The 21,824-nt window shown below is 72.9% G+C and carries 21 protein-coding genes and 1 riboswitch; of the genes, 6 read left to right on the top strand and 15 right to left on the bottom strand.

Annotated elements, in window-relative coordinates; translation table 11 throughout:
• Positions 1–58: 58 nt before the first annotated feature.
• A riboswitch (cobalamin riboswitch) is annotated at positions 59–149 on the bottom strand.
• 348 nt (positions 150–497) lie between these two features.
• From mctP to IEY78_RS16915, 3 genes are all read right to left on the bottom strand, one after another.
• Positions 498–2,177: a monocarboxylate uptake permease MctP gene (mctP, locus tag IEY78_RS16925; protein ID WP_189099072.1), complete on the bottom strand. Its 1,680-nt coding sequence runs from the start codon at positions 2,175–2,177 to the stop codon at positions 498–500.
• 5 nt (positions 2,178–2,182) lie between these two features.
• Positions 2,183–2,443 (bottom strand): DUF3311 domain-containing protein, encoded by a 261-nt coding sequence (locus IEY78_RS16920; protein WP_189099071.1) that lies wholly within the window; start codon positions 2,441–2,443, stop codon positions 2,183–2,185.
• A gap of 177 nt (positions 2,444–2,620) precedes the next feature.
• Positions 2,621–3,376: a GntR family transcriptional regulator gene (locus tag IEY78_RS16915; RefSeq protein ID WP_189099111.1), complete on the bottom strand. Its 756-nt coding sequence runs from the start codon at positions 3,374–3,376 to the stop codon at positions 2,621–2,623.
• A gap of 256 nt (positions 3,377–3,632) precedes the next feature.
• Between IEY78_RS16915 and IEY78_RS16910 the strand changes: the two genes are divergently transcribed.
• On the top strand, positions 3,633–5,186 hold the full coding sequence (locus IEY78_RS16910) for a glycoside hydrolase family 3 protein (RefSeq protein WP_189099070.1): 1,554 nt from the start codon (positions 3,633–3,635) through the stop codon (positions 5,184–5,186).
• A 28-nt stretch (positions 5,187–5,214) separates the two neighbouring features.
• On the opposite strand, the gene IEY78_RS16905 is transcribed toward IEY78_RS16910, so the two are convergent.
• Positions 5,215–5,997 carry a glucosamine-6-phosphate deaminase gene (locus IEY78_RS16905; protein WP_189099069.1) on the bottom strand — a complete coding sequence of 261 codons (783 nt, stop codon included), beginning with the start codon at positions 5,995–5,997 and terminating at the stop codon, positions 5,215–5,217.
• Positions 5,998–6,583: 586 nt separating this feature from the next.
• Here IEY78_RS16905 and IEY78_RS16900 point away from each other — a divergent pair.
• Positions 6,584–8,056 carry a sensor histidine kinase gene (locus tag IEY78_RS16900; protein ID WP_189099068.1) on the top strand — a complete coding sequence of 491 codons (1,473 nt, stop codon included), beginning with the start codon at positions 6,584–6,586 and terminating at the stop codon, positions 8,054–8,056.
• A 177-nt stretch (positions 8,057–8,233) separates the two neighbouring features.
• On the opposite strand, the gene IEY78_RS16895 is transcribed toward IEY78_RS16900, so the two are convergent.
• Together IEY78_RS16895 and IEY78_RS16890 are read right to left on the bottom strand one after the other, a co-directional pair.
• Positions 8,234–8,491, bottom strand: a complete 258-nt coding sequence (locus IEY78_RS16895; protein ID WP_003983230.1) for a WhiB family transcriptional regulator — start codon at positions 8,489–8,491, stop codon at positions 8,234–8,236.
• Between the two features lie 321 nt (positions 8,492–8,812).
• The gene (locus IEY78_RS16890) at positions 8,813–9,796 is read right to left on the bottom strand and encodes a diacylglycerol/lipid kinase family protein (RefSeq protein ID WP_189099067.1); all 984 of its coding nucleotides are present in this window, start codon (positions 9,794–9,796) and stop codon (positions 8,813–8,815) included.
• A gap of 96 nt (positions 9,797–9,892) precedes the next feature.
• On the opposite strand from IEY78_RS16890, the gene IEY78_RS16885 reads away from it, so the two are divergent.
• Positions 9,893–10,354, top strand: coding sequence for a hypothetical protein (locus tag IEY78_RS16885; protein ID WP_189099066.1), 462 nt, complete (start codon positions 9,893–9,895; stop codon positions 10,352–10,354).
• A 128-nt stretch (positions 10,355–10,482) separates the two neighbouring features.
• On the opposite strand, the gene IEY78_RS16880 is transcribed toward IEY78_RS16885, so the two are convergent.
• The 4 genes from IEY78_RS16880 to IEY78_RS16865 all read right to left on the bottom strand — a co-directional run bounded on the left by IEY78_RS16880 (position 10,483) and on the right by IEY78_RS16865 (position 12,972).
• Complete coding sequence (locus IEY78_RS16880; protein WP_189099109.1) at positions 10,483–11,442, bottom strand: RNA polymerase sigma factor SigF; 960 nt, start codon at positions 11,440–11,442, stop codon at positions 10,483–10,485.
• Positions 11,443–11,485: 43 nt separating this feature from the next.
• Positions 11,486–11,899, bottom strand: a complete 414-nt coding sequence (locus IEY78_RS16875; protein WP_006603191.1) for an ATP-binding protein — start codon at positions 11,897–11,899, stop codon at positions 11,486–11,488.
• A 291-nt stretch (positions 11,900–12,190) separates the two neighbouring features.
• Positions 12,191–12,679, bottom strand: coding sequence for a GNAT family N-acetyltransferase (locus IEY78_RS16870; RefSeq protein WP_189099065.1), 489 nt, complete (start codon positions 12,677–12,679; stop codon positions 12,191–12,193).
• 32 nt (positions 12,680–12,711) lie between these two features.
• Positions 12,712–12,972, bottom strand: coding sequence for a UBP-type zinc finger domain-containing protein (locus tag IEY78_RS16865; protein WP_129244515.1), 261 nt, complete (start codon positions 12,970–12,972; stop codon positions 12,712–12,714).
• A 59-nt stretch (positions 12,973–13,031) separates the two neighbouring features.
• Here IEY78_RS16865 and IEY78_RS16860 point away from each other — a divergent pair, with 59 nt between their 5' ends.
• A complete protein-coding gene (locus IEY78_RS16860) occupies positions 13,032–14,630 on the top strand; it encodes a Na+/H+ antiporter (RefSeq protein ID WP_189099063.1) in 1,599 nt (532 codons plus the stop codon).
• Here IEY78_RS16860 and IEY78_RS16855 read toward each other — a convergent pair.
• The 3 genes from IEY78_RS16855 to IEY78_RS16845 all read right to left on the bottom strand — a co-directional run bounded on the left by IEY78_RS16855 (position 14,627) and on the right by IEY78_RS16845 (position 16,625).
• On the bottom strand, positions 14,627–15,580 hold the full coding sequence (locus IEY78_RS16855) for a 1-aminocyclopropane-1-carboxylate deaminase/D-cysteine desulfhydrase (protein WP_189099062.1): 954 nt from the start codon (positions 15,578–15,580) through the stop codon (positions 14,627–14,629). The two genes, IEY78_RS16860 and IEY78_RS16855, sit on opposite strands and share 4 nt — an antisense overlap.
• A gap of 46 nt (positions 15,581–15,626) precedes the next feature.
• Positions 15,627–16,217 (bottom strand): N-acetylmuramoyl-L-alanine amidase, encoded by a 591-nt coding sequence (locus IEY78_RS16850; protein WP_189099061.1) that lies wholly within the window; start codon positions 16,215–16,217, stop codon positions 15,627–15,629.
• 174 nt (positions 16,218–16,391) lie between these two features.
• Positions 16,392–16,625, bottom strand: coding sequence for a hypothetical protein (locus tag IEY78_RS16845; protein WP_189099060.1), 234 nt, complete (start codon positions 16,623–16,625; stop codon positions 16,392–16,394).
• Positions 16,626–16,802: 177 nt separating this feature from the next.
• On the opposite strand from IEY78_RS16845, the gene IEY78_RS16840 reads away from it, so the two are divergent.
• Entirely contained in the window at positions 16,803–17,729 is a 927-nt protein-coding gene (locus tag IEY78_RS16840; RefSeq protein ID WP_189099058.1) for a glutaminase, read from the top strand.
• A gap of 82 nt (positions 17,730–17,811) precedes the next feature.
• Positions 17,812–18,045: a hypothetical protein gene (locus tag IEY78_RS16835; protein WP_189099056.1), complete on the top strand. Its 234-nt coding sequence runs from the start codon at positions 17,812–17,814 to the stop codon at positions 18,043–18,045.
• A gap of 27 nt (positions 18,046–18,072) precedes the next feature.
• Here IEY78_RS16835 and IEY78_RS16830 read toward each other — a convergent pair whose 3' ends face one another.
• Both IEY78_RS16830 and IEY78_RS16825 read right to left on the bottom strand, forming a co-directional pair.
• Positions 18,073–19,011 (bottom strand): beta-ketoacyl-ACP synthase III, encoded by a 939-nt coding sequence (locus IEY78_RS16830; protein ID WP_189099054.1) that lies wholly within the window; start codon positions 19,009–19,011, stop codon positions 18,073–18,075.
• A gap of 290 nt (positions 19,012–19,301) precedes the next feature.
• Positions 19,302–21,593 carry a heavy metal translocating P-type ATPase gene (locus IEY78_RS16825; protein ID WP_189099053.1) on the bottom strand — a complete coding sequence of 764 codons (2,292 nt, stop codon included), beginning with the start codon at positions 21,591–21,593 and terminating at the stop codon, positions 19,302–19,304.
• Positions 21,594–21,824: the final 231 nt, after the last annotated feature.

The raw sequence follows: 21,824 nt of genomic DNA, 5'->3' as shown, positions 1-21,824 counted from the left end.
CCCGGACGTATCGACGTCCGCACCCATGGCGGTGCGGTCGTACCGTCGGCAGGTCCTCGGACTCCGGGCGCGCGACGGGGCCGATTTCCGGCCGTGGAAGCGCGCCTCTACACCGTTGCGGGACAGTTCCGGATTCCCACCGGATTCCCCTGCGGCGACAGCGAGGACGAGCATACATCTTGTGCTGCCGCCCGCACGCACCCCCACATCTTGTGTCGCTGTGTCATACCACTCCGACGGGGTGCACACCGCAGGCGGCCCGTGGGAGCCCGCGACGGGCCCTCAGAACCCCTGCGGGAAGGGCCGGGAGCCGCTTCTTCAGGCCGCTCGCGGGGGCCGCCCGGCGGCCGCCCGCACGCCCTGCCGGGCCCGTGCGGAAGGCCCGCCGTCCAGTGTGCCGGGCGGGTGCGGACGACGCGAACGGGGTGACGCGGAAAGGGCCGCCGCGCCCCCGTCGGGGGACGCGGCGGCCCGTGGCCGTGCGCGGGGGAGCGGGCTCAGTGGCCGGCCGGCGCGCCCGCCGTGGCGGGCGGCAGCTCGACGACGACGCCCCGGTCCCCGGCGTCCGCCGTGTAGTCCGCGGGGCTGGTCTCGTCGATGCCGTCGGGCGCCTTGGCCGCCTTCAGGGCGAAGGTCAGCACGACCGACACCACGACGTTCAGGACGAAGGCGGTCAGACCGATGTAGCCGATCTCACCGATGCCGGGGATCTCCTTGCTGGAGCCGCCGAAGTGCGCCTGGGTCGGGCTGGCCACGCCGTACGCCGCGAGCGTGCCGTAGAGCATGCCGACCGCCCAGCCGGTCAGCAGCGCCCAGCGGTGGAACCAGCGGGTGAACAGGCCGCCGACCAGCGACGGCATGGTCTGCAGGATCCAGATCCCGCCCAGCAGCTGGAAGTTGATCGCGACGGTCTTGTCCATGGTGAGGACGAAGACCAGCGCGCCGACCTTCACCAGCAGCGAGACCAGCTTGGCGACCTTGTGCTCCTGCGCGGGCGTGGCGTCCGGCTTGAGGAAGTCCTTGTAGACGTTGCGGGTAAACAGGTTGGCCGCGGCGATCGACATGATGGCCGCCGGCACCAGCGCGCCGATGCCGATCGCGGCGAACGCCACGCCGGTGAACCAGCTCGGGAACATGTCCTCGAAGAGCTGCGGGATGGCCAGCTGGGGGTTGCCCTGGATGTCCGTGCCGGCCTTGATCGCCATGAAGCCCAGCAGCGCCAGCAGCCCCAGCATCAGGGAGTACAGCGGCAGGATCGTGGTGTTGCGGCGGATCACGTTGCGGCTGCGCGAGGACAGCGTCGCGGTGATCGAGTGCGGGTACATGAAGAGCGCCAGCGCCGAACCGAGCGCCAGGGTCGCGTACGCCCACTGGGCGTTGGGCCCGCTGACCAGCTCGCCGCGCGGTTTGCCGGGGACGGCGCCGGGCTGGGAGAGGGCCTTGCCGGCCGAGTGGAAGATCGCGTCGAAGCCGCCGAGCTTGATCGGGATGTAGATGATCGCCACGGTGATGACGAGGTAGATCAGCCCGTCCTTGACGAACGCGATCAGCGCCGGCGCCCGCAGCCCCGAGGAGTAGGTGTACGCGGCCAGCACGGCGAACGCGATCAGCAGCGGCAGGTCCTTGACGAACCAGTTGGTGTTCGCGCCGCCGCCGATGCCCAGCACGTCCAGGACGGCCTGGATGCCGACCAGCTGGAGCGCGATGTAGGGCATCGTGGCGAGGATGCCGGTGAGCGCCACGGCCAGCGACAGGCCCTTGGAGCCGAAGCGGCCGCGCACGAAGTCGGAGGTGGTGACGTACCCGTGCTTGTGCGAGACCGACCACAGGCGCGGCAGGAAGGTGAAGATCAGGGGGTAGACCAGGATCGTGTACGGCACGGCGAAGAAGCCCGCCGCCCCCGCCGCGTAGATCGCCGCCGGCACGGCCACGAAGGTGTACGCGGTGTAGAGGTCGCCGCCCAGCAGAAACCACGTCACCCAGGTGCCGAAGCTGCGGCCGCCCAGCCCCCATTCGTCGAGGTTGGCGGACTCGTCGGCCTTGCGCCAGCGGGCGGCCAGGAAGCCCATGACCGTCACGGCGAGGAAGAAGAAGACGAAGACGGCGAGGGCCACGCCGTTGACGCCCTTGGTGGCGGATCCGGCCAGCACGGCGGCGGCCTCCGGCGCGTTCGTCATCGGGTTCACTGCGACCCACCGCCCTTGCGCGCCCGCTGCTCACGCTGCACGAGCTTGTACGCGACCATGGTGAGCACGGTCGAGATCAGTACCCAGGCCATCTGGTACCAGTAGAAGAACGGGATCCCGATGAGCGTCGGCTCGACCCGGGCGTACGAGCTGACCCAGAGCATGGCGACGAACGGAGCGATCAGGCAGACTCCGGCGATCACCCGCGTGGGCGTGATGACCGGTCTGCGGTCCGGTGGTGCAGCTGACTGTGTCATGACCGTTGCTCCGTCCCCTGGCGGTCTCCTGTGCGATCGGCTGGAAATCTATGGCAGGGGCGTGGCGCGCGTCACTAGCTGTCCGCATATCGGTATCAAGACTCCACCTTGCGCCCGGCCGGGCCGCCGGGCGCCCGGGCGGCGGGCCTGCGGACGGCGGGTCCGCGGGGCGGCGGGTCAGTCCGTGGGGCGGCGCAGATTGGCCACGAACTTGTAGCGGTCGCCGCGGTAGACCGAGCGCACCCACTCCACCGGCTGCCCCTGGGCGTCGTGCGAGTGCCGGGAGAGCATCAGCATCGGCAGCCCGACGTCCGTGCCCAGCAGCCCGGCCTCGCGCGGGGTGGCCAGGGAGGTCTCGATGGTCTCCTCGGCCTCGGCCAGCCGGACGTCGTAGACCTCGGCCAGCGCGGTGTACAGCGAGGTGTACTTGACGAGGTTGCGGCGCAGCGCGGGGAAGCGCTTCGCCGACAGATGGGTGGTCTCGATGGCCATCGGCTCACCGCTGGCCAGCCGCAGCCGCTCGATGCGCAGCACCCGGCCGCCGGTGGCGATGTCCAGCAGCCCGGCGAGCCGGTCGTCGGCGGTGACATAGCCGATGTCCAGCAGCTGGGAGGCCGGCTCCAGGCCCTGGGCCCGCATGTCCTCCGTGTAGGAGGTCAGTTGCAGCGCCTGGGAGACCTTGGGCTTGGCGACGAAGGTGCCCTTGCCCTGGATGCGCTCCAGCCGGCCCTCGACGACCAGTTCCTGCAGGGCCTGGCGCACCGTCGTGCGCGAGGTGTCGAACTCCGTGGCGAGGGTGCGCTCGGGCGGGACCGGGGAGCCGGGCGGCAGGGTCTCGGTGATGTCCAGCAAGTGCCTCTTGAGCCGGTAGTACTTGGGCACCCGCGCGGTCCGTGCGCCGCTGTCGGCGGTGCCGTCCCCGTCCGTCTCCATGACCCGCCTCTCCGATGCCTGTCGTGCTGCCGTCACCGGCTCCTCCGTACGTAGCGGCTCATATCGTGGCACGGGAGCGCTCCCCGTGCGCCGTCGCCGGTCCCGGCCCGCCGGATGTCGGCCGGGCAACGGACCTGGCAGCGACTCTTATACACCTCTTGACACCCCAAAAGGTCTAGGCCAAGCTGCCGGAACTGGTCTAAACCAGGAAAGACCACGCCGGGCCGCCCGCGCAGCGAAGGGATGACACCTCCCCATGCCCCCTCCCGTCCGCGCGGTACGCCCCGCCGACGCCCTCACCCGCGACGCCCTCGCCGTCCTCCAGCCGGGCTTCACCGGCACCACCGCCCCCGACTGGCTGCTGCGCCGGCTCGGCGAGGGCCTGACCTCGGTCGGCCTCTTCGGCCGCAACGTCGCCGACCCCGCACAACTCGCCGCCCTCACCGCCCGGTTGCGGGCCGAACGCGAGGACCTGCTGGTCGCCCTCGACGAGGAGGGCGGCGACGTCACCCGCCTGGAGGTGCGCGGCGGCTCCTCCTTCCCCGGCAACCACGCGCTCGGCGCCGTCGACGACACCGCCCTGACCCGCGACGTGGCCCGGGAACTCGGCCGGCGGCTGGCCGACTGCGGGATCACCCTCAACTGGGCGCCCTGCGCCGACGTCAACTCCGACCCCGCCAACCCGGTCATCGGCGTCCGCTCCTTCGGCGACGATCCGCGGCTGGTCGCCCGGCACACCGCCGCCTACGTCGAGGGGCTGCAGTCCGCCGGCGTCGCCGCCTGCACCAAGCACTTCCCCGGCCACGGCGACACCGCCGTCGACTCCCACCACGACCTGCCGCGGATCACCGCCGGCCTGGCCACCCTCCAGGAACGCGAACTGGTCCCGTTCCGCGCCGCCGTCGCCGCCGGCACCCGCGCCGTGATGAGCGCGCACCTCCTGCTGCCCGCCCTCGACGCCGAGCGCCCCGCCACGCTCAGCCCGGCCGCGCTGGGCGGTCTGCTGCGCGGCCCCGTCGAGGAGGGCGGCCTCGGCTTCGACGGGCTGATCGTCACCGACGGCATGGAGATGCGCGCCGTCTCCGCCGCCTACGGCCTCGAACGGGGCAGCGTGCTGGCCGTCGCGGCCGGCGCGGACGCGGTCTGCGTGGGCGGCGGACTGGCGGACGAGGACACCGTGCTGCGGCTGCGCGACGCGCTGGTGCGGGCGGTGCGGGCCGGCGAACTGCCCGAGGAGCGGCTGGCCGACGCCGCGGCCCGGGTCCGCGCCCTGGCGCGCTGGACCCGGCGCACCGGCCCGGGGGAGGGCGCCGCACCGGCCCCAGGCATCGGCCTCACCGCGGCCCGTCGCGCCCTGCGCACCACCGCCGCCGGCCCGTTCGCCCCGCTGGCCGGGCCCGTCTGCGTCGCGGCCTTCACGCCGCTGGCCAACATCGCCGTGGGCGACGAGACCCCCTGGGGCGTCGCCGCCGAACTGGCCCGGCAGCTCCCCGGCACCACCACGGTCACCTGCACCGAGGAGTCCGCCACCGCGGCCGGCACCCCCGCGCTGCTCGACCGGCTGCGCACGGCGGCCACCGGGCGCCGCCTGGTCGCCGTGGTCCGCGATGTGCACCGCCACCCCTGGATGGCCGCGGCGCTCGATGCCCTGCTCGCCGCCCGCCCCGACACCGCGGTCGTCGAGATGGGTGTCCCGCAGGCCCCGCCCCGGGGCGCCCTGCACCTCGCCACCCACGGCGCCGCCCGCGTCTGCGCGCTGGCCGCCGCCGAGGTCCTCACCGGGCGGCGCGCCCTACCGCCCGGGGACTGAGCACCCCGCCCGGGGAACTCCGGGACCGTCAGAGGCCCTGCCAGTGCGGCTTGGCGGCGTAGGTGGCGCGGAAGTAGTCGGCGAGCGCCAGCTGCGCGGCGGCGGCCTCGTCCACGACGACCGTCGCGTGCGGGTGGAGCTGCAGGGCCGAGGCCGGGACCAGCGCGGTGAGGGGCCCCTCGACGGCCCGGGCCACGGCGTCGGCCTTGCCCGCGCCGGTGGCGAGCAGCACCAGGTGGCGGGCCTCCAGGATGGTGCCGATGCCCTGGGTGATGACGTGGTGCGGCACCTCCTCGGGGCGCTCGAAGAACCGGGCGTTGTCCTCGCGGGTCTGCCGGGTCAGCGTCTTGATCCGGGTCCGCGAAGCGAGCGAGGAGCAGGGCTCGTTGAAGCCGATGTGGCCGTCGGTGCCGATGCCCAGCAGCTGGAGGTCCACCCCGCCGGCCTCGCGCAGCGCGGAGTCGTACGCCGCGCAGGCGGCCGGCACGTCCTCGGCCGTGCCGTCGGGCCCCATGAAGGAGTCCGCGCCGAGACCGAGCGGCTCGACCACCTCGCGCAGCACCACCGAACGGTAGGACTCGGGGTGCCCCGCCGGCAGGCCCACGTACTCGTCGAGCTGGCAGATGCGCGCCCGGGAGGCGTCCACCGACCCGGCCCGGACCTGTGCGGCCAGCGCCTGGTAGACGGGCAGCGGGGTGGAGCCGGTGGCCACACCGAGCAGGGCGTCGGGCTTGCCGCGCAGCAGGGCCGCGACGGCCTCCGCGATCAGTTCGCCGCCCGCCATGGCATCCGGAACGATGACAACTTCCACGCTTGGCCTGCCGTTCTGGAGAATCTCGTGTGGTATAGACCAATCTAGCAGAGCGGGACCACGGGGACCCGGCGGCGGCGCCGGACGGCGGGGCGCCCTCCGGGGTGCGTCGCGGCACGCCGATGAACTCGCTGTCGCGAGCGGCGGGATGGGGGCTGGGACGCGTTATCGGGGCGGGATGCGGGACGCGTGGCGGCGGTTCCGCCCGGCGCGTCGACCGGTGGAGCGGCTCGGCCCGGGTCCGTCGACGACCCCGGAAACACCCGCGGGCCGCGGCGCCGGGACAGGACCCTCAACCTGTCCGGCACCGCAGCCCGGAGCTGACATCGGCCGGTCCCCTCTTGCGGGCGGAAGGCACCCCTGTGTGCGGTAGGGGTGCGGTCCCGTCCGGGAACCGGTCGATCGGAGGCCTCGGCGCAGTCAGGGCAGAGAGCGCCTGCGGCCTCGTTCCGTTCTCCTGTGCGGGGAGAACGGAGGTGTTTTCCGCATTCTGGACTAGACCATTCTCACTTGTCCATGCCCATGCAGTGTCCATGCAGACACCAGGGCTACAGCCTACGCCGGTAGGCTCCAGGACGTGCCCTCCATGAACGATCTCGTACGCCAGCACACCGCTCTGAGCGACACCGACCTCGAGTGGCTCCATCTGCTGGTCTCGGAGTGGCAGCTGCTCTCCGACCTCTCCTTCGCCGATCTGGTGCTGTGGGTGCCCACCCTCGACGGCACCCGCTATGTCTCGGTCGCCCAGATGCGGCCCAATACGGGTCCCACCTCGTACCAGGACGACATGGTCGGCCATCTCGTCCCCCGTGGCCGGCGTCCGATGCTGGACTCCGCCCTGGACGAGGGCCGCATCGTGCGCGAGGGCGACCCGGAGTGGCGCGAGGAGGTGCCGGTACGCGTCGAGTCCATCCCCGTCCGCCGCGAGGGCCGGGTGCTCGGGGTGATCGCCCGCAACACCAACCTGCTGACCGTGCGCACCCCCAGCCGCTTGGAGCTGACCTACCTCCAGAGCGCCTCCGACCTGGCCCAGATGATCGCCGCGGGCACCTTCCCCTTCCCCGGCCAGCAGGTCGACATGGACGCCTCGCCGCGCGCCGGCGACGGGCTGATCCGGCTCGACGCGGAGGGCGTCGTCCAGTACGCCAGCCCCAACGCCCTCTCCGCCTACCACCGCCTCGGTCTCGCCGCCGACCTGGTGGGCCACCACCTGGGCCGGGCCACCGCCGAACTCGCCCCCGCCCGCGGCCCGGTGGACGAGGCACTGGTCAAGCTCGCCAGCGGCTGGGCCCCCCGGGAATTCGAGGTGGAGGGAATTGAGGGCGTCATCCAATTGCGCGCTATTCCCCTCAAACCCAAGGGAACGCACATCGGTTCGCTGGTTTTGTTGCGCGATGTGACCGAACTGCGACGCCGCGAACGGGAACTGATCACGAAGGACGCCACCATCCGGGAAATCCACCACCGGGTGAAGAACAATTTGCAGACAGTAGCCGCGCTGCTGCGGTTGCAGTCCCGCCGGATGGATTCCGCACAGGGCCGCGAGGCGCTCAACGAGGCGGTCCGCAGGGTCGGTTCGATCGCGATCGTGCACGAGACGCTGTCCCAGACCCTCGACGAGCGGGTCGAGTTCGACGAGATCGCGGACCGGGTGCTGGCCATGGTGGCGGAGATCTCCCCGGGCAAGGTGACCACCCGCCGCACCGGGCGCTTCGGCATCCTGGACGCCGAGGTGGCCACCCCGCTGTCGATGGTGCTCACCGAGGTCCTGCAGAACGCCCTGGAGCACGCCTTCGCTCCGGCGGAGCACGGCACGGTCGAGGTCGCCGCGGTGCGCGGCGGCAGCCGGGCCGAGCCGCGGCTGCTGGTCACCATCCAGGACGACGGCCGCGGCCTGCCCGAGAACTTCGACCCGCAGCGGGCCGGCAACCTCGGGCTGCAGATCGTACGGACCCTGGTGGAGGGGGAGTTGGGCGGCACCTTCGACATGGTGCCGGCACCCGGGCGCGGCACCCAGGTCGTCCTCGACGTCCCCGTGGGCGCCGAGAAGCAGCACTGAGGGCGGCGGCCCCCCGCCCCTGCGCCGGCCCGCAACCCGCCCGGAACAGCAGCAAGCCCCGGACCCATCCGGTCCGGGGCTCAAAGCTCTGAGATGCGATGACCGGGCTGATCAGCTCCGGAGGTGCATCGTCGGGGGTACTGCGCGCTGCGGCTCGGGGGCCACGGGGCTACTGGCTCAGGCGCTGGCGTTGCGCGCCCGGTTGCGAGCTGCACGGCGCTTCATCGCGCGGCGCTCGTCCTCGCTCAGACCACCCCAGACGCCGGAGTCCTGGCCGGACTCGAGCGCCCACTGCAGGCACTGCTCCATGACGGGGCAGCGGCGGCAGACGGCCTTGGCTTCCTCGATCTGCAGCAGCGCAGGACCGGTGTTGCCGATGGGGAAGAAGAGCTCGGGGTCTTCCTCGCGGCAAACGGCGCGGTGACGCCAGTCCATGGCTGCTCCATCTCCTCGTGATGACGGGATCGTTGCTTGTGAATGTGAACGCTTTCACGAATCCCCCCGCAAGGGAAGGGCCGAACCCCAGTGGAGAACTGGTGCGGTCCTGTGGAATGAGGGAGAGGATTCGGGCTCTCAAGGGGGCCGGTGAAGCGGCCGTCCCGATCGCCAGGAAGAGACTCGCAAACCTCGGCTGCGGATACAACCCCTTCCGGAAACTTTTTTTTGAATCCTTGGTGTCGCCTAGCTCACAGCCGTCATTCCAGGGGGTGGAAACCAGTCTAAACGTTCGAGTGAAAGGACTTTGGGCTCTACTGCTCACACAATCACACGCAGTGCACGGCGAACGCCTGTGAACGTCACACTCGTGCGCAGTCCCAGGTGGTCACCGTCCATCTGGAAGGGCAGTGGAACCTGCGAATGCAAGGTGAAGTTCGTGAGGTCGTGATGTGAGAGTGCGTGCTTGCCGTGGGGCCCGCGCTCGGGTGTTGACGCCAGTAGCTGGGTGGCGTAACGGGCCACCGCGGCCGGCGAGAGCTTGCTCAGTGCGAACACGTCGAGGGCCGTGTCGAACGAGGCGTCCGGGGACGGGTAGATCGGTCGATTGCCCAGGTAGGACCACGGAGCGGTGTTGCAGATTATGGCCAGCGCGAGGTTCTCGACGAGCTCGGCCGCGCCCTCGCCGCCGCCCGGGCGTTCGAGGGTGATCACGCCCCGCCGGCGGTTCGCCTCGCCCAGGAACTGCCGTACGACCTGTCGCACGTACAGGGCGTGGGTCGAACGCTTGCCGCGTTCGCGCTGCTGCTCGACCCGGCCGACGACACCGGCGTCGAAACCGAAGCCCGCGCAGAAGGTGAACCAGCGTTCCGGTACGCCCTCGTCCTCGGTGCCGGGGGTGCCGGCGGCCAGGCCCAGGCCGATGGTGCGCTCGCTGCCGTCGCGCAGCGCGTCCAGCAGGGCGCCGGTCGCCTCCACCACATCGTTGGGCAGCCCCAGGGCGCGGGCGAAGACATTGGTCGAGCCGCCGGGGACCACGGCCAGCCGGGGGTGGGAGTCCGGATCGGGGCCGCTCGCCAGGAGGCCGTTGACGACCTCGTTGACCGTGCCGTCGCCGCCGAGCGCCACGACCAGATCGGTCTGCCCGGCCTCGGTGGCCTCCCGGGCCAGGTCACGCGCGTGTCCGCGGTACTGCGTCTCGGCGACCTCCAGTTTGAGGTCGCTGGCGAGCGCGTGGGTGAGCACTTCACGGGTGCGGGCACTGGTGGTGGTGGCGGCGGGATTGACCACGAGGAGTGCGCGCATATGGAGCAGCGTACCTACCTGCTGGTACCTGACTCACGCCCTGTCCGCCTCCGGGGCACCCCCGGAGGCGGTGCCCGCCGGCGCTACCCTGCTGGGGTGAGCAGTCAGCAGAAGCAGTCCGTGTCCCGAGCCGCCGACGCCCCCGCAGCCCACGAGCCGGCCGGACCGCGGCCCGCCCGGCTGAGCGCCGCCGCGGCGCTCACCGCGGCCGAGGGGCTGGCGCTGGCCGCCCTCGGCGCGTACATGCTGATCATGGGGCTGGCCGGTGCGCCGGACAGCGCGCAGCAGGCGGAGATGGGCGGGCTGACGGTGCTCGCGCTCGCGGTGCTGCCGCTGGTGGCCGCGCGCGGGCTGTGGCTGCGCCGGCGCTGGAGCCGGGGGCCCTCGCTGATCACCCAGATCGTGGCGCTGCCGGTGGCCTGGACGCTGGTGCACGGCGGCGGGGCGCTGATCGCGGCCGGCATCGGACTGGCCGCGGCCGCGCTGGTCGTCCTCGTCCTGCTGGTCAACCCGACCGCCACCGAGGCCCTGGGCATCGGCCCGCGGGAGGCCCCCTGACGGCGGCCGGGCCCGGAACGGACGGACCGGAACGCACGAAGGGGCGGGATCCTCACCGGGATCCCGCCCCTTCGTCCGTTCCCACGCCCCGCCGCCCGGCTTCACCGCGCCGGGCGCGCCGGGGCCGTTCACTCCTCGACGAGCAGCTTGTCGCGCAGCTGGGCCAGGGTGCGGGCCAGGAGCCGGGAGACGTGCATCTGGGAGATGCCGACCTCCTGGGCGATCTGCGACTGGGTCATGTTGCCGAAGAACCGCAGCAGCAGGATCTTCTTCTCCCGCGGCGGGAGGTCCTCCAGCAGCGGCTTGAGGGACTCGCGGTACTCGACCCCCTCCAGCGCCTCGTCCTCGGCGCCGAGGGTGTCGGCGACCGCGGGGGACTCGTCGTCCGTGTCCGGGACGTCCAGGGAGAGCGTGCTGTACGCGTTGGCGGACTCCAGGCCCTCCAGGACCTCCTCCTCGGAGATCGCCAGGTGCTCGGCCAGCTCATGGACGGTGGGGGCCCGGCCGTGCCGCTGGGACAGTTCGGCGGTCGCGGTGGTCAGCGACAGCCGCAGCTCCTGGAGGCGGCGCGGGACGCGGACCGCCCAGCCCTTGTCACGGAAGTGCCGTTTGATCTCGCCGACGACGGTGGGGGTGGCGTAGGTGGAGAACTCCACGCCGCGGTCCGGGTCGAAGCGGTCCACGGACTTGATCAGACCGATGGTGGCGACCTGGGTCAGATCGTCCAGCGGCTCCCCGCGGTTGCGGAAGCGCCGGGCCAGATGCTCGACGAGCGGGAGGTGCATGCGCACGAGAGCGTTGCGCAGCTCCGCGCGCTGCGGGGAGCCGTCGGGCAGTCCGCGCAGTTCGTAGAACATCGCCCGGGCGCCGCTGCGGTCGTGCGGCTCGTGGGAATGCTGGTGATCCCGCAGCTGGTGTGCGGGGGCCGGAGCGTCGTGCTGATGCTCCTGCTGCCCCGGCTGCTCGCTCTGCTCCATGTGGTCCGCCCGCTCTGCCTGCTCCGCCGCATTCAACCGGCCGCCGTGGTGGGCCGCGCCCACCGGATGCGGCCGGGCCTGCTGCCCGGGGATGGTGGCACCGGCCGCCATCCGCCCGCCGCGTTCGAGATCTTTCACGGGGCCCCCTGTTCGGTCATGACGGTCCGGGACCGGCGCCGCGCTCCTTGTACAGACTGATGGTGACCGTCTGGTCCTCGGCGACGGTGGAATCGACCTTGCCGGCCAGTGCGGAGAGCACCGTCCAGGCGAAGGTGTCGCGCTCCGGGGCGCGGCCGTCGGTCGTCGGGGCCGACACCGTGACCTGGAGCGCGTCGTCGATCAGACGGAAGACGCAGCTCAGCACACTGCCGGGGACGGCCTGTTGCAGAAGGATCGCGCAGGCCTCGTCGACCGCGATGCGCAGATCCTCGATCTCGTCGAGGGTGAAGTCCAAGCGGGCTGCGAGACCGGCCGTGGCCGTACGCAGCACGGACAGGTAGGCACCCGCAGCGGGCAGACGGACTTCCACGAAGTCCTGAGTCCCGGGCTCGCCTGCGATCTGGGACACCCTCACCTCCAAGGTGGCACAAGCTGGTTGAGCTGGAAATGCGCGATATTCGCGTTGTTCGGGATGGGCGCCGGCCCTTTTCTCCCCTCGGGTGAAAGGAGAACGATCAGGCGCGACGCATGGTTCGGCTGTGACGCTATCGCGATCTGCGGGCCGGTGTCGCCCGGAAGGAGGACGACTGCCGTCCCGGGGCGATCCGGCCCCGGTTCTTCCGGCGCCACCGCTGTCACTGATTGTAAATCGACGGGTACGGAAAGTGGCTAGGGGTGTGCACTGCCAAATCGATGCCGATTACGCTCCGTTGACGCGCGAGGTGGCCGCGAGGTCGTGCAGCGCCTCCCCAGTGAGCCGGAAGACCGTCCATTCGTCCATGGGGCGGGCGCCGATCGACCGGTAAAGGCCGATGGACGGTTCATTCCAATCCAGGACCGACCACTCGAAACGCTCGTATCCGCGGGCCACACAGATCTCCGCGAGGGCCGCGAGCAGCGCCTTGCCGTGGCCGTCGCCGCGGGCCTCGGGGCGGACGTAGAGGTCCTCCAGGTAGACACCGTGTGTGCCCGTCCACGTCGAGAAGTTCCGGAACCACAGGGCGAAGCCGACCGGGGCGCCGCCGGCCTCCGCGATCAGCGCGAAGGCGGCCGGCTGCGGGCCGAAGAGGGCCTCTTCGAGCTGCGGCCCGGTGGCCCGGGCGGCCTGGGGCTCGCGCTCGTACGCGGCCAGCTCGCCGATCATGGCCAGGATGACGGGGACGTCGTCGGGGGTCGCTCGGCGGATCATGCCTGAAGGCTAGACCGATCCCGTCCGGCGGCTCACACCAGCTGCTGGTCGACGAAGCACCAGCGCCAGGAGTCGCCCGGCTCGAAGGTCCGCATCACGGGGTGGCCGGTCTCCTCGAAGTGCCCGGTGGCGTGCCGGAACGGCGACGAGTCGCAGCAGCCGACATGGCCGCAGACCAGGCACAGCCGCAGCTGCACGGGGTGGCTGCCGACGGCCAGGCACTCCAGGCAGGTGGCGCTCAGCGGGGCCGGCTCGGCGCGCGGCAGTCCGGGAACGTGCGTGCACTCGCTCATGATGGCCAGGTTAGATCGCCGGGCCGGCCGGCACAGGACATGGGGACGGGACGGGACCGATGGCTGTCATGCCGCTGTTGTTGCTGGTCGCGGGGAGCGCCGCGGTCGCCGGACTGGCGCGCCGCACGCCGGTCCCCGCGCCGCTGCTGCTGGTCGCCGCGGGGCTCGCGGCCTCCGCCGTCCCGGGCCTGCCGGACTACACCCTCGATCCGCACATCGTGTTGCCGCTGGTGCTGCCGCCCTTGCTGCACACCGCGGCGCTGGACAGCTCGTATCTGGACCTGCGGGCCAATCTGCGGCCGGTGGCGCTGCTGTCGGTCGGCTACGTCCTGTTCGCCACGCTGGTGGTGGGCTACGCGGCCTATCTCGTCATCCCGGACCTGCCGCTGACCGCCGCGCTCGTCCTGGGCGCCGTGATCGCCCCGCCGGACGCGGTCGCGGCCACCGCCATCGCCCGCCGGCTCGGGCTGCCGCACCGGATCACCACGATTCTCCAGGGCGAGTCGCTGGTCAACGACGCCACCGCGATCACCGCGTACAAGGTCGCGCTGGCCGCCGCCCTCGGCGCGGCCACCACCTGGGGGGAGGGGGTCAGGGAGTTCGCCGTCGCGTCCCTGGGCGGCATCGGCATCGGTGTCGTGCTGATGGTGCCGCTGCACTGGCTGCGGGTGCGGCTGTGCGAGTCGGCGCTGCTGGAGAACACCCTCTCGCTGCTCATCCCGTTCGTCGCCTACGCGAGCGCCGAGCAGTTCGGCGCCTCCGGGGTGCTGGCCGTCGTCGTGGTCGGCCTCTACCTGGGGCACCGGTCCTGGCAGGTCGACTTCGAGACCCGGCTCCAGGAGGAGGCGGTGTGGAAGGTGGTCTCCTTCATCCTGGAGTCCGCCGTCTTCGCGCTGATCGGGCTCCAGCTGCCGGTGGTGCTGCGCGGCCTGGGGCGGTTCGGCGGGCCGCAGGCCCTGGGGTACGCGGTGGTGCTGTTCCTGATCGTGATCCTGGCGCGCTTCGTGTGGGTCTTCCCGGGCACCTATCTGCCGCGCGCCCTGTCGGCCCGGATCCGGGCCCGCGAACCGGGGGTCAACTGGACCTCACCGGTCATCATCGGCTGGGCCGGGATGCGCGGGGTGGTGTCGCTGGCCATCGCGTTCTCCATCCCGGTGGGGCACGGCTCGGCGGCCTTCCCGGCCCGCAACCTCGTGCTCTTCCTGGCCTTCACCACCGTCATCGCCACCCTCGTCGTCCAGGGGCTGACGCTGCCGCCGCTGATCCGCCTGCTGAAGCTGCCCGTCCGGGACACCCAGGCCGAGACGCTGGCCGAGGCGCAGGCGCAGAACGAGGCCTCGCGGGCCGCCGAGGAGCGGCTGGCGGAGCTGCTGCGGGACGACCGCAACGCGCTGCCCGGGCCGCTCGCCGACCGGCTGCGCACGATCATGGAACGGCGGCGCAACTCCGTGTGGGAGCGGCTGGGCGCGGTCAACGAGGCGACCGGGGAGTCCGCCGACGAGACCTACCGGCGGCTGGCCCGCGAGATGATCGCCACCGAACGGCAGGTCTTCGTCCAGCTGCGGGACGCCCGGCGGATCGACGACGAGATGCTGCGCACCCTGCTGCGCCGGCTGGACCTGGAGGAGGCGACGGCCTACCGGGAGGTGGCGTCCTAGGGGGTGGGGCCCGGCGTGCCGGGCGTGCCGGTGATCACGGCGGCGACCGTGCTGCCGGGGGCGAAGGCGCCCTCCCCGGCCAGTGTCGTCAGCCCGTACAGCAGCTTGGCGACGTAGAGCCGCTCCAGCGGCAGCCCGTGCCGGTCCTCGAAGGCGTCCGCGAACGCGTCCAGCTCCGGGGTGCGGCGGGCGTAGCCGCCGCAGTGGAAGCGGTCGTCCAGCCGCCAGTCGCCGCGCGGGCCGCCGAACGCCGCGGTCTGCAGCGCCCCGATCGACTGCTGGAGGAAGTGCGGGCGGCCGCCCTTGAGGACGGGCAGGCCCAGGGCGCGCTGCCGCGGACCCAGCCCGGCGGCGAGCCCGGCCAGGGTGCCGCCGGTGCCGCAGGCCACCGCGACCGTGTCCGCCACCCCGCGCAGCTCCCGGCCCAGCCGCGTACAGCCCCGGGCGGCCAGCGCGTTGCTGCCGCCCTCGGGTATCACGCGGAACGCGCCGAAGCGGTCGTGCAGGTCGGCGAGGACGTCCCCGTCGCCGGCGCGGCGGTAGCGGGCCCGGTCCAGGAAGTGCAGCCGCATCCCGTCGGCGGCGCAGCGGGCCAGCGACGGATTGAGCGGCCGCCCGGCCAGCTCGTCGCCGCGGACCACGCCGATGGTGGTGAAGCCGAGCAGCCGGCCGGCCGCGGCGGTGGCCCGCAGGTGGTTGGAGTAGGCCCCGCCGAAGGTCAGCAGCGCGCGGTCGCCGGCCGCGGCGGCGGCCCGCAGATTCGGCTCCAGCTTCCGCCACTTGTTGCCCGGCAGGTCCGGGTGGATCAGGTCGTCCCGCTTGAGCAGCAGCCGCACCCCGCGGCGCGCGAACGGCTCGTCGGTGAGCTCCTGGACGGGCGAGGGCAGGCGCGGGCGCAGGGTGTGGGGGTCCGGCTGAGGGCCGGGGACGGTGCGGGTCACCCGGCCCATTGTCGCGGGTGCCGGCGCGGCGGGCCGGTGCCGTACCGCCGCCCGCTCATTTCAGCCGGTCGGCGATCCGCTCGCGCAGCCAGTCCATCGTGTAGCCGCGCGGGTCGATCTTGCCGGGCTGCCACTCCAGATGCCCGATCACCGAGCGCTCGGTCCAGCCGTGCGCCCGGCACAGCGCCGCCGCGGCCTTCTCCACGGCCTCCAGCTGCGCCGGCGGCCAGGGGTCCTTGCCGTCGCCGAGGTTCTCGCACTCGAAGCCGTAGAAGCAGGGGTTGCCGTCGGTGTCGGCCTCGTCGTCCGGCGGCAGCCGCTTCTCGGCGATCACCGCGCGCAGGACGTCGCCGTCGCCGAGGCCGGCGTGATTGGCGCGGCCGCAGCCGACCAGATGCACCGTGCCGTCCTTGGTGATCACGCCGTGGCACAGCGGCCCCGGCAGGTCCGGGCGGCCGTCGTAGCAGAGCTGGACGGTGCTGTCGGCGCCGGAGGTGCCGGTGTGATGCACCATCACCCCGTGCACCGGGCCCCAAGGGCCCTTGCTGTTGCGGTTGTGCGTCTCCCAGCCGTCGACCTCGGCGAGCCGCAGGCCCTCGGCGGTGAGCGCCTGGCGGAACCGGGCGGCGGACAGTGGTGCGGACATGGCCCACTCCGATGCGGACACGGCGGCCGCCGACGCGCACCGCCTCCTGTCTCGCTTGTACGGGACAAGGCCGTGCGGCGGGAGGGGAACGGACAAAAGCGGGCCGGCCGTTCGGAGGATGAGCGAGCGATTTTGGCCCCGCCCGTGCCCCCGGGCCGGACCCGCCCGGTCCGGCTATCCGTGCAGAAAGGCGTCGCCGTGCGCGTTGACGTGCGCCTCCAGGGCGTTGAGGGCGTCCTGGGTCGCCTCGGGGGAGCCGCTGCCCCGCCGTTCGGCGAAGTACGCGGCGCCGAGTCTCTTCAACAGGTCGTTGCCGGCCCGTTGCTGCTGCACCTCGTCGACCTTCTGCTTGCCTGCCTCCAGCCCCTGCCGTGCCTGCTCCTTGGCGCGGTCGAGAAACCCTGACATGTGCCACCTCCGTGAGGTCCGTGTCGTAAGGGATCAACGGCGCGGACCGCCGTGGGGTTCCCGTGCCAGGCTCGGCGATGCGGGCACGGGGCGCGAGACGGATGGGCCACCCGGCGTAGCCCTTGGGAACGGGGGGCTCCTCCGGTGCCGCAGGTCACGGCGGGTTAGCGTGTGCGCATGGACTACCAGGCCGTTCTCGAGGAGGTAGCGGCCTTTGCCCGGCCGCTGGTGCGCCACGGGCGCGTCGCCGACTACATACCGGCCCTCGAACGCGTCTCGGCGGACCGCTTCGGGATGGCGGTGGCCGACATCCACGGTGCGGTGTACGGCGTCGGCGACTGGGAGGTCCCGTTCTCCGTCCAGTCCATCTCCAAGACCTTCTCACTGGCGCTGGTGATGGCGCAGAGCCCCGGCAGCCACGGCGAGGACGGCATCTGGAAGCGGGTGGGCCGCGAGCCGTCGGGCACGCCGTTCAACTCGCTGGTCCAGCTGGAGGCGGAGAACGGCATCCCGCGCAACCCGTTCATCAACGCGGGCGCGCTGGTGGTCACCGACCGGCTGCAGACCCTGACCGGCGACGCCAGCACCTCGATGCTGCACTTCCTGCGGGAGGAGAGCGGCAACCCTGACCTCGCCTTCGACCAGGTGGTGGCGGACTCCGAGGCCGGGCACGGCGACCGCAACGCCGCGCTGGCCCACTTCATGGCGTCCTTCGGCAACCTGGAGAACCCGGTCCCCAGCGTCATCGAGCACTACTTCTGGCAGTGCTCGATCGAGATGAGCTGCCGGGACCTGGCGGTGGCCGGCGGGTTCCTGGCCCGGCACGGGCTGCGCGCCGACGGCAGCCGGCTGCTGGAGGCCCGCGAGGCCAAGCGGATCAACGCGGTGATGCTCACCTGCGGGACGTACGACGCGGCCGGGGAGTTCGCCTACCGCGTCGGGCTGCCCGCCAAGAGCGGGGTCGGCGGCGGCATCATCGCCGTGATACCCGGCCGCTGCACCCTGTGCGTGTGGAGCCCCGGCCTGGACGCCCGGGGCAACTCCGTGGCGGGCGCCGCGGCGCTGGACCACTTCACGACGCTGACCGGCTGGTCGGTGTTCTGAACCGGTGCGGGCGGGCGGCCCCGGCTGGCGTTGTGGCCCCCGGCCCGCTGGCGCATCGTGGGCGTAAGGAGGTGCAGCGCCCATGGAGCACGAGATGCGCGCCGAGTACGAGGAGGGCGTCCTGCCGCACGCGGACACCCCGGTGAAGATCTGGCACATGGTGCGGCTGGAGGGCACCATCGCGATGTGCGGGCGGGAGCTGCCCCCGACGTCCGCCACCCAATCGGCCCAGGTCTGGGGCACGCCCCGGGGGGAGCCGTTCTGCCACTCCTGCGGAGCGCTGTACCTGCGCGAGCACCCGGGCGACATCGGCTGACGGCCCGCCGCCGCGGTCCGGTGCCGCTCAGGGGCAGCGGATGACCTGGCCCGCGTAGGAGAGGTTGCCGCCGAAGGCGAACAGCAGCACCGGGTCGCCGGAGGCGATCTCGCGTCGTTCGACCAGCTTCGACAGCGCGAGCGGGACGGAGGCCGCCGAGGTGTTCCCGGAGTCGACGACATCCTTGGCGACCACCGCGTTGACCGCGCCGAGCCGCTCCGCGACCGGCTCGATGATCCGCAGATTGGCCTGGTGGAGCACCACCCCGGCGAGGTCGGCGGGCGTGAGGCCGGAGCGTTCGCACACCTGGCGGGCGATGGCCGGCAGCCGCGTGGTCGCCCAGCGGTAGACGGTCTGGCCCTCCTGGGAGAACCGCGCCGGCTCGCCCTCGATCCGGACCGCGCCGCCCATCTGCGGCACCGAGCCCCACAGCACCGGCCCGATCTGCGGCTCGGGAGCGGCACTGACCACGGCGGCGCCCGCCCCGTCACCGACCAGCACGCAGGTCGAGCGGTCGGTCCAGTCGACGACGTCGGTGAACTTCTCCGCGCCGATGACCAGCGCATGCGTCGCGGAACCGGCCCGGATGGCGTGGTCGGCGGTGGCCAGCGCATGGGTGAAGCCCGAGCAGACGACGTTGAGGTCCATCGTGGCCGGGGCGCCGAGGCCGAGCCGGGCGGCGACCCGGGCGGCGGCGTTGGGGCTGCGGTCGGCGGCCGTGCAGGTGGCGACCAGCACCAGGTCGATGTCCTCGGGGGCCAGTCCGCTCGCGGCCAGCGCCTTGGCCGCGGCGGCGGCCGCCATCGAGTCCACGGTCTCGTCCGGGGCGGCGACATGGCGGGTGCGGATACCGACCCGGCTGCGGATCCAGGCGTCGTCGGTGTCGACGATCCGTGCCAGGTCCTCGTTGGTGAGCACGGCGGAGGGCTGGTAATGGCCGAGGGCCAGGATGCGTGACCCGGTCATGAGTTCCCCTGTACGTCGTGGGCGGTATGTCACCAGTCTCACCCCTCGCCCCCGGCCGGTGGCTGCGTGAACTGCCAAGGTTCCGTCGTCAGAACTGGAGACAGTTGTCAGAACCGAAAGCCCGCCCTCCGCCGCGCCGGGCCCGCGGGCGCCCGTACGGTGCGGGCGGCCCGCGGGCGGCCCGCGGGCGGCGACGCGGGATCGCGCAGGGGCAGCAGCCCGCCCGATCCAACGGCAGAGCGGGGGCCCGCGGGGGGTATTGCTCCGCTCGCGGGCGCGTCCCCCCTTGGTTACCCGGCGAGCGGCCGGAAGCGGCGCAGCCGCAGGCTGTTGCCGACCACGAAGACCGACGAGAAGGCCATCGCGGCGCCGGCGATCATCGGGTTGAGCAGCCCGGCCGCGGCCAGCGGCAGCGCCGCCACGTTGTAGCCGAAGGCCCAGAACAGATTCGTCCGGATGGTGCCGAGGGTGGCGCGGGCCAGCCGGATGGCGTCCGCCGCGGCCCGCAGGTCGCCCCGCACGAGGGTGAGGTCGCCGGCCTCGATGGCGGCGTCGGTGCCGGTGCCCATCGCCAGCCCCAGGTCGGCGGTGGCCAGCGCGGCCGCGTCGTTGACGCCGTCGCCGACCATGGCGACCGAGCGGCCCTCGGACCGCAGCCGCTCCACCACCGCCACCTTGTCCTCGGGCAGGACCTCGGCGATCACCTCGTCGATCCCGACCTCGGCCGCGACCGACTCCGCGACGGCCCGGTTGTCACCGGTCAGCAGCACCGGGGTCAGCCCCAGCGCGCGCAGCCGGCGCACCGCCTCGGCGCTGGTGGGCTTCACCGCGTCGGACACCACCAGGACCGCGCGGGCCGCGCCGTCCCAGCCGACGGCCACCGCGGTACGGCCCCGGGCCTCGGCCTGCGCCCGGGCCGTCGCCAGCGCGGGCGGCAGCGGCTGCTCCCGGCGCTCCAGCAGCTGGGCGCGGCCCACCACGACGGCGTGCCCCTCGACCTCGCCGGTCACGCCCAGCCCCGGCACGTTCGCGAACCCGGCGGGCGCGGGCAGGGTGCCGGTGCGGGCTTCGGCCTCCGTGGCGACGGCGCGGGCGACGGGGTGCTCGGAGGCGTGCTCCAGCGCGCCGGCCAGCCGCAGCACCTCGGCCTCGGTGGCGCCCTCGGCGAGATGGATGCCGGTCAGCGTCATGATGCCCGTGGTGACCGTGCCGGTCTTGTCCAGCACGACGGTGTCCACCCGCCGGGTCGACTCCAGCACCTCGGGCCCCTTGAGCAGGATGCCGAGCTGGGCGCCGCGCCCGGTGCCGGCCATCAGCGCGGTGGGCGTGGCCAGGCCCAGCGCGCACGGGCAGGCGATGATCAGGACCGCGACCGCCGCGGTGAAGGCGGCCGCCGCGCCCGCGCCGGTGGCCAGCCAGTAGCCGAGGGTGCCCAGGGCGAGCGCGATCACGACCGGGACGAAGACCGCGGAGATCCGGTCGGCCAGCCGCTGCGCCGCGGCCTTCCCGTTCTGCGCCTCCTCCACCAGCCGCCCCATCCGGGCGAGCTGGGTGTCGGCGCCGACCCGGGTGGCCTCGACGACCAGCCGGCCGCCCGCGTTGACGGTGCCGCCGGTGACGGTGTCGCCGGGGGAGACCTCGACCGGCACGGACTCGCCGGTGAGCATCGAGGCGTCGACGGCCGAGGAGCCCTCCCGCACCGTTCCGTCGGTGGCGATCTTCTCCCCGGGCCGCACGGTGAAGCGGTCCCCGGGGCGCAGCTCGGCGGTCGGCACCCGGATCTCGCGGCCGTCGCGCAGCACCGTGGCGTCCTTCGCGCCCAGCTCCAGCAGCGCCCGCAGCGCCGCGCCCGCGTTCCGCTTCGCGCGGGCCTCGGCGTAGCGGCCGGCAAGGATGAAGGTCGTGACCCCGGCCGCGGCCTCCAGGTAGAGGGCGCTGCCGCCGTCGGTGCGGGTGAGGGTCAGCTCGAAGGGGTGGGTCATCCCCGGCATGCCGGCGGTGCCGAGGAACAGGGCCCACAGCGACCAGCCCATGGCGGCGAGGGTGCCCATCGAGATCAGGGTGTCCATCGTGGCGGCGCCGTGCCGCAGATTCGTCCAGGCCGCCCGGTGGAAGGGCCAGGCGCCGTACGCCACCACCGGCGCGGCCAGCGTCAGCGACAGCCACTGCCAGTAGGTGAACTGCAGCGGCGGCACCATCGCCAGCACCACCACCGGGACGGAGAGCACGAGCGAGATCAGCAGCCGCTGGCGGAGGGCGGCGAGCGGGTCGGCGGCACCGCCGGTCGCTTCCGCCCGGCCGTCCGCCCCGCCGTCAGCCGTGTCGCCGGTGGGCTCCGCGGGAGCCGGCGGCCGGGGGAGGGCGGCGGTGTAGCCGGTCCTCTCCACGGTGGCGATCAGGTCCGCGGTGCCGACGCCGCTGCCCTCGGCGAGGGTCACCTTCGCCCGCTCGGTGGCGTAGTTGACGGTGGCGGTGACGCCCTCCATCCGGTTGAGCTTCTTCTCGATGCGGGCGGCGCACGAGGCGCAGGTCATCCCGCCGATCTGCAACTCGACGCCGTGCTCTCCGATCGCGGTGGCCATGGCTGCTCCTCGGTGTGCTGCGGGTGCCTGTCCCCCGGGAGAACCATATACCCCCGAGGGGTATTCCCGCTGTGTCGCCCCTCACGCTCCGTTGTGTCCGCCCGTGCCGCCCCGGCCGACCGGCGCCGGCCCCGGGCATCGCCACCGGGGGTCCGCCTGCCGCCACGCCGAGTGAAAACGGGTGCTTCGCCGTACCGCTCCCGGGCCGTCGCGGGCCATACTGGCCCGGTG

The sequence above is a fragment of the Streptomyces kronopolitis genome, from assembly GCF_014646275.1.
Lineage (GTDB): Bacteria > Actinomycetota > Actinomycetes > Streptomycetales > Streptomycetaceae > Streptomyces > Streptomyces kronopolitis.
The sequence above is the reverse complement of the archived record's forward strand: the minus strand, read 5'-3'. Positions and strand labels throughout refer to the sequence as shown.

Bases quoted from the DNA above. Each gene is read 5' to 3' on its own strand.
- IEY78_RS16840 (WP_189099058.1), top strand. From the start codon at position 16,803: ATGGACTACCAGGCCGTTCTCGAGGAGGTAGCGGCCTTTGCCCGGCCG.
- IEY78_RS16825 (WP_189099053.1), bottom strand. From the start codon at position 21,593: ATGGCCACCGCGATCGGAGAGCACGGCGTCGAGTTGCAGATCGGCGGG.
- IEY78_RS16900 (WP_189099068.1), top strand. From the start codon at position 6,584: ATGAACGATCTCGTACGCCAGCACACCGCTCTGAGCGACACCGACCTC.
- IEY78_RS16835 (WP_189099056.1), top strand. From the start codon at position 17,812: ATGGAGCACGAGATGCGCGCCGAGTACGAGGAGGGCGTCCTGCCGCAC.
- IEY78_RS16850 (WP_189099061.1), bottom strand. From the start codon at position 16,217: ATGTCCGCACCACTGTCCGCCGCCCGGTTCCGCCAGGCGCTCACCGCC.
- IEY78_RS16855 (WP_189099062.1), bottom strand. From the start codon at position 15,580: ATGGGCCGGGTGACCCGCACCGTCCCCGGCCCTCAGCCGGACCCCCAC.
- mctP (WP_189099072.1), bottom strand. From the start codon at position 2,177: ATGACGAACGCGCCGGAGGCCGCCGCCGTGCTGGCCGGATCCGCCACC.
- IEY78_RS16910 (WP_189099070.1), top strand. From the start codon at position 3,633: ATGCCCCCTCCCGTCCGCGCGGTACGCCCCGCCGACGCCCTCACCCGC.
- IEY78_RS16860 (WP_189099063.1), top strand. From the start codon at position 13,032: ATGGCTGTCATGCCGCTGTTGTTGCTGGTCGCGGGGAGCGCCGCGGTC.
- IEY78_RS16830 (WP_189099054.1), bottom strand. From the start codon at position 19,011: ATGACCGGGTCACGCATCCTGGCCCTCGGCCATTACCAGCCCTCCGCC.
- IEY78_RS16895 (WP_003983230.1), bottom strand. From the start codon at position 8,491: ATGGACTGGCGTCACCGCGCCGTTTGCCGCGAGGAAGACCCCGAGCTC.
- IEY78_RS16920 (WP_189099071.1), bottom strand. From the start codon at position 2,443: ATGACACAGTCAGCTGCACCACCGGACCGCAGACCGGTCATCACGCCC.
- IEY78_RS16915 (WP_189099111.1), bottom strand. From the start codon at position 3,376: ATGGAGACGGACGGGGACGGCACCGCCGACAGCGGCGCACGGACCGCG.
- IEY78_RS16890 (WP_189099067.1), bottom strand. From the start codon at position 9,796: ATGCGCGCACTCCTCGTGGTCAATCCCGCCGCCACCACCACCAGTGCC.
- IEY78_RS16865 (WP_129244515.1), bottom strand. From the start codon at position 12,972: ATGAGCGAGTGCACGCACGTTCCCGGACTGCCGCGCGCCGAGCCGGCC.
- IEY78_RS16845 (WP_189099060.1), bottom strand. From the start codon at position 16,625: ATGTCAGGGTTTCTCGACCGCGCCAAGGAGCAGGCACGGCAGGGGCTG.
- IEY78_RS16880 (WP_189099109.1), bottom strand. From the start codon at position 11,442: ATGGCGGCCGGTGCCACCATCCCCGGGCAGCAGGCCCGGCCGCATCCG.
- IEY78_RS16870 (WP_189099065.1), bottom strand. From the start codon at position 12,679: ATGATCCGCCGAGCGACCCCCGACGACGTCCCCGTCATCCTGGCCATG.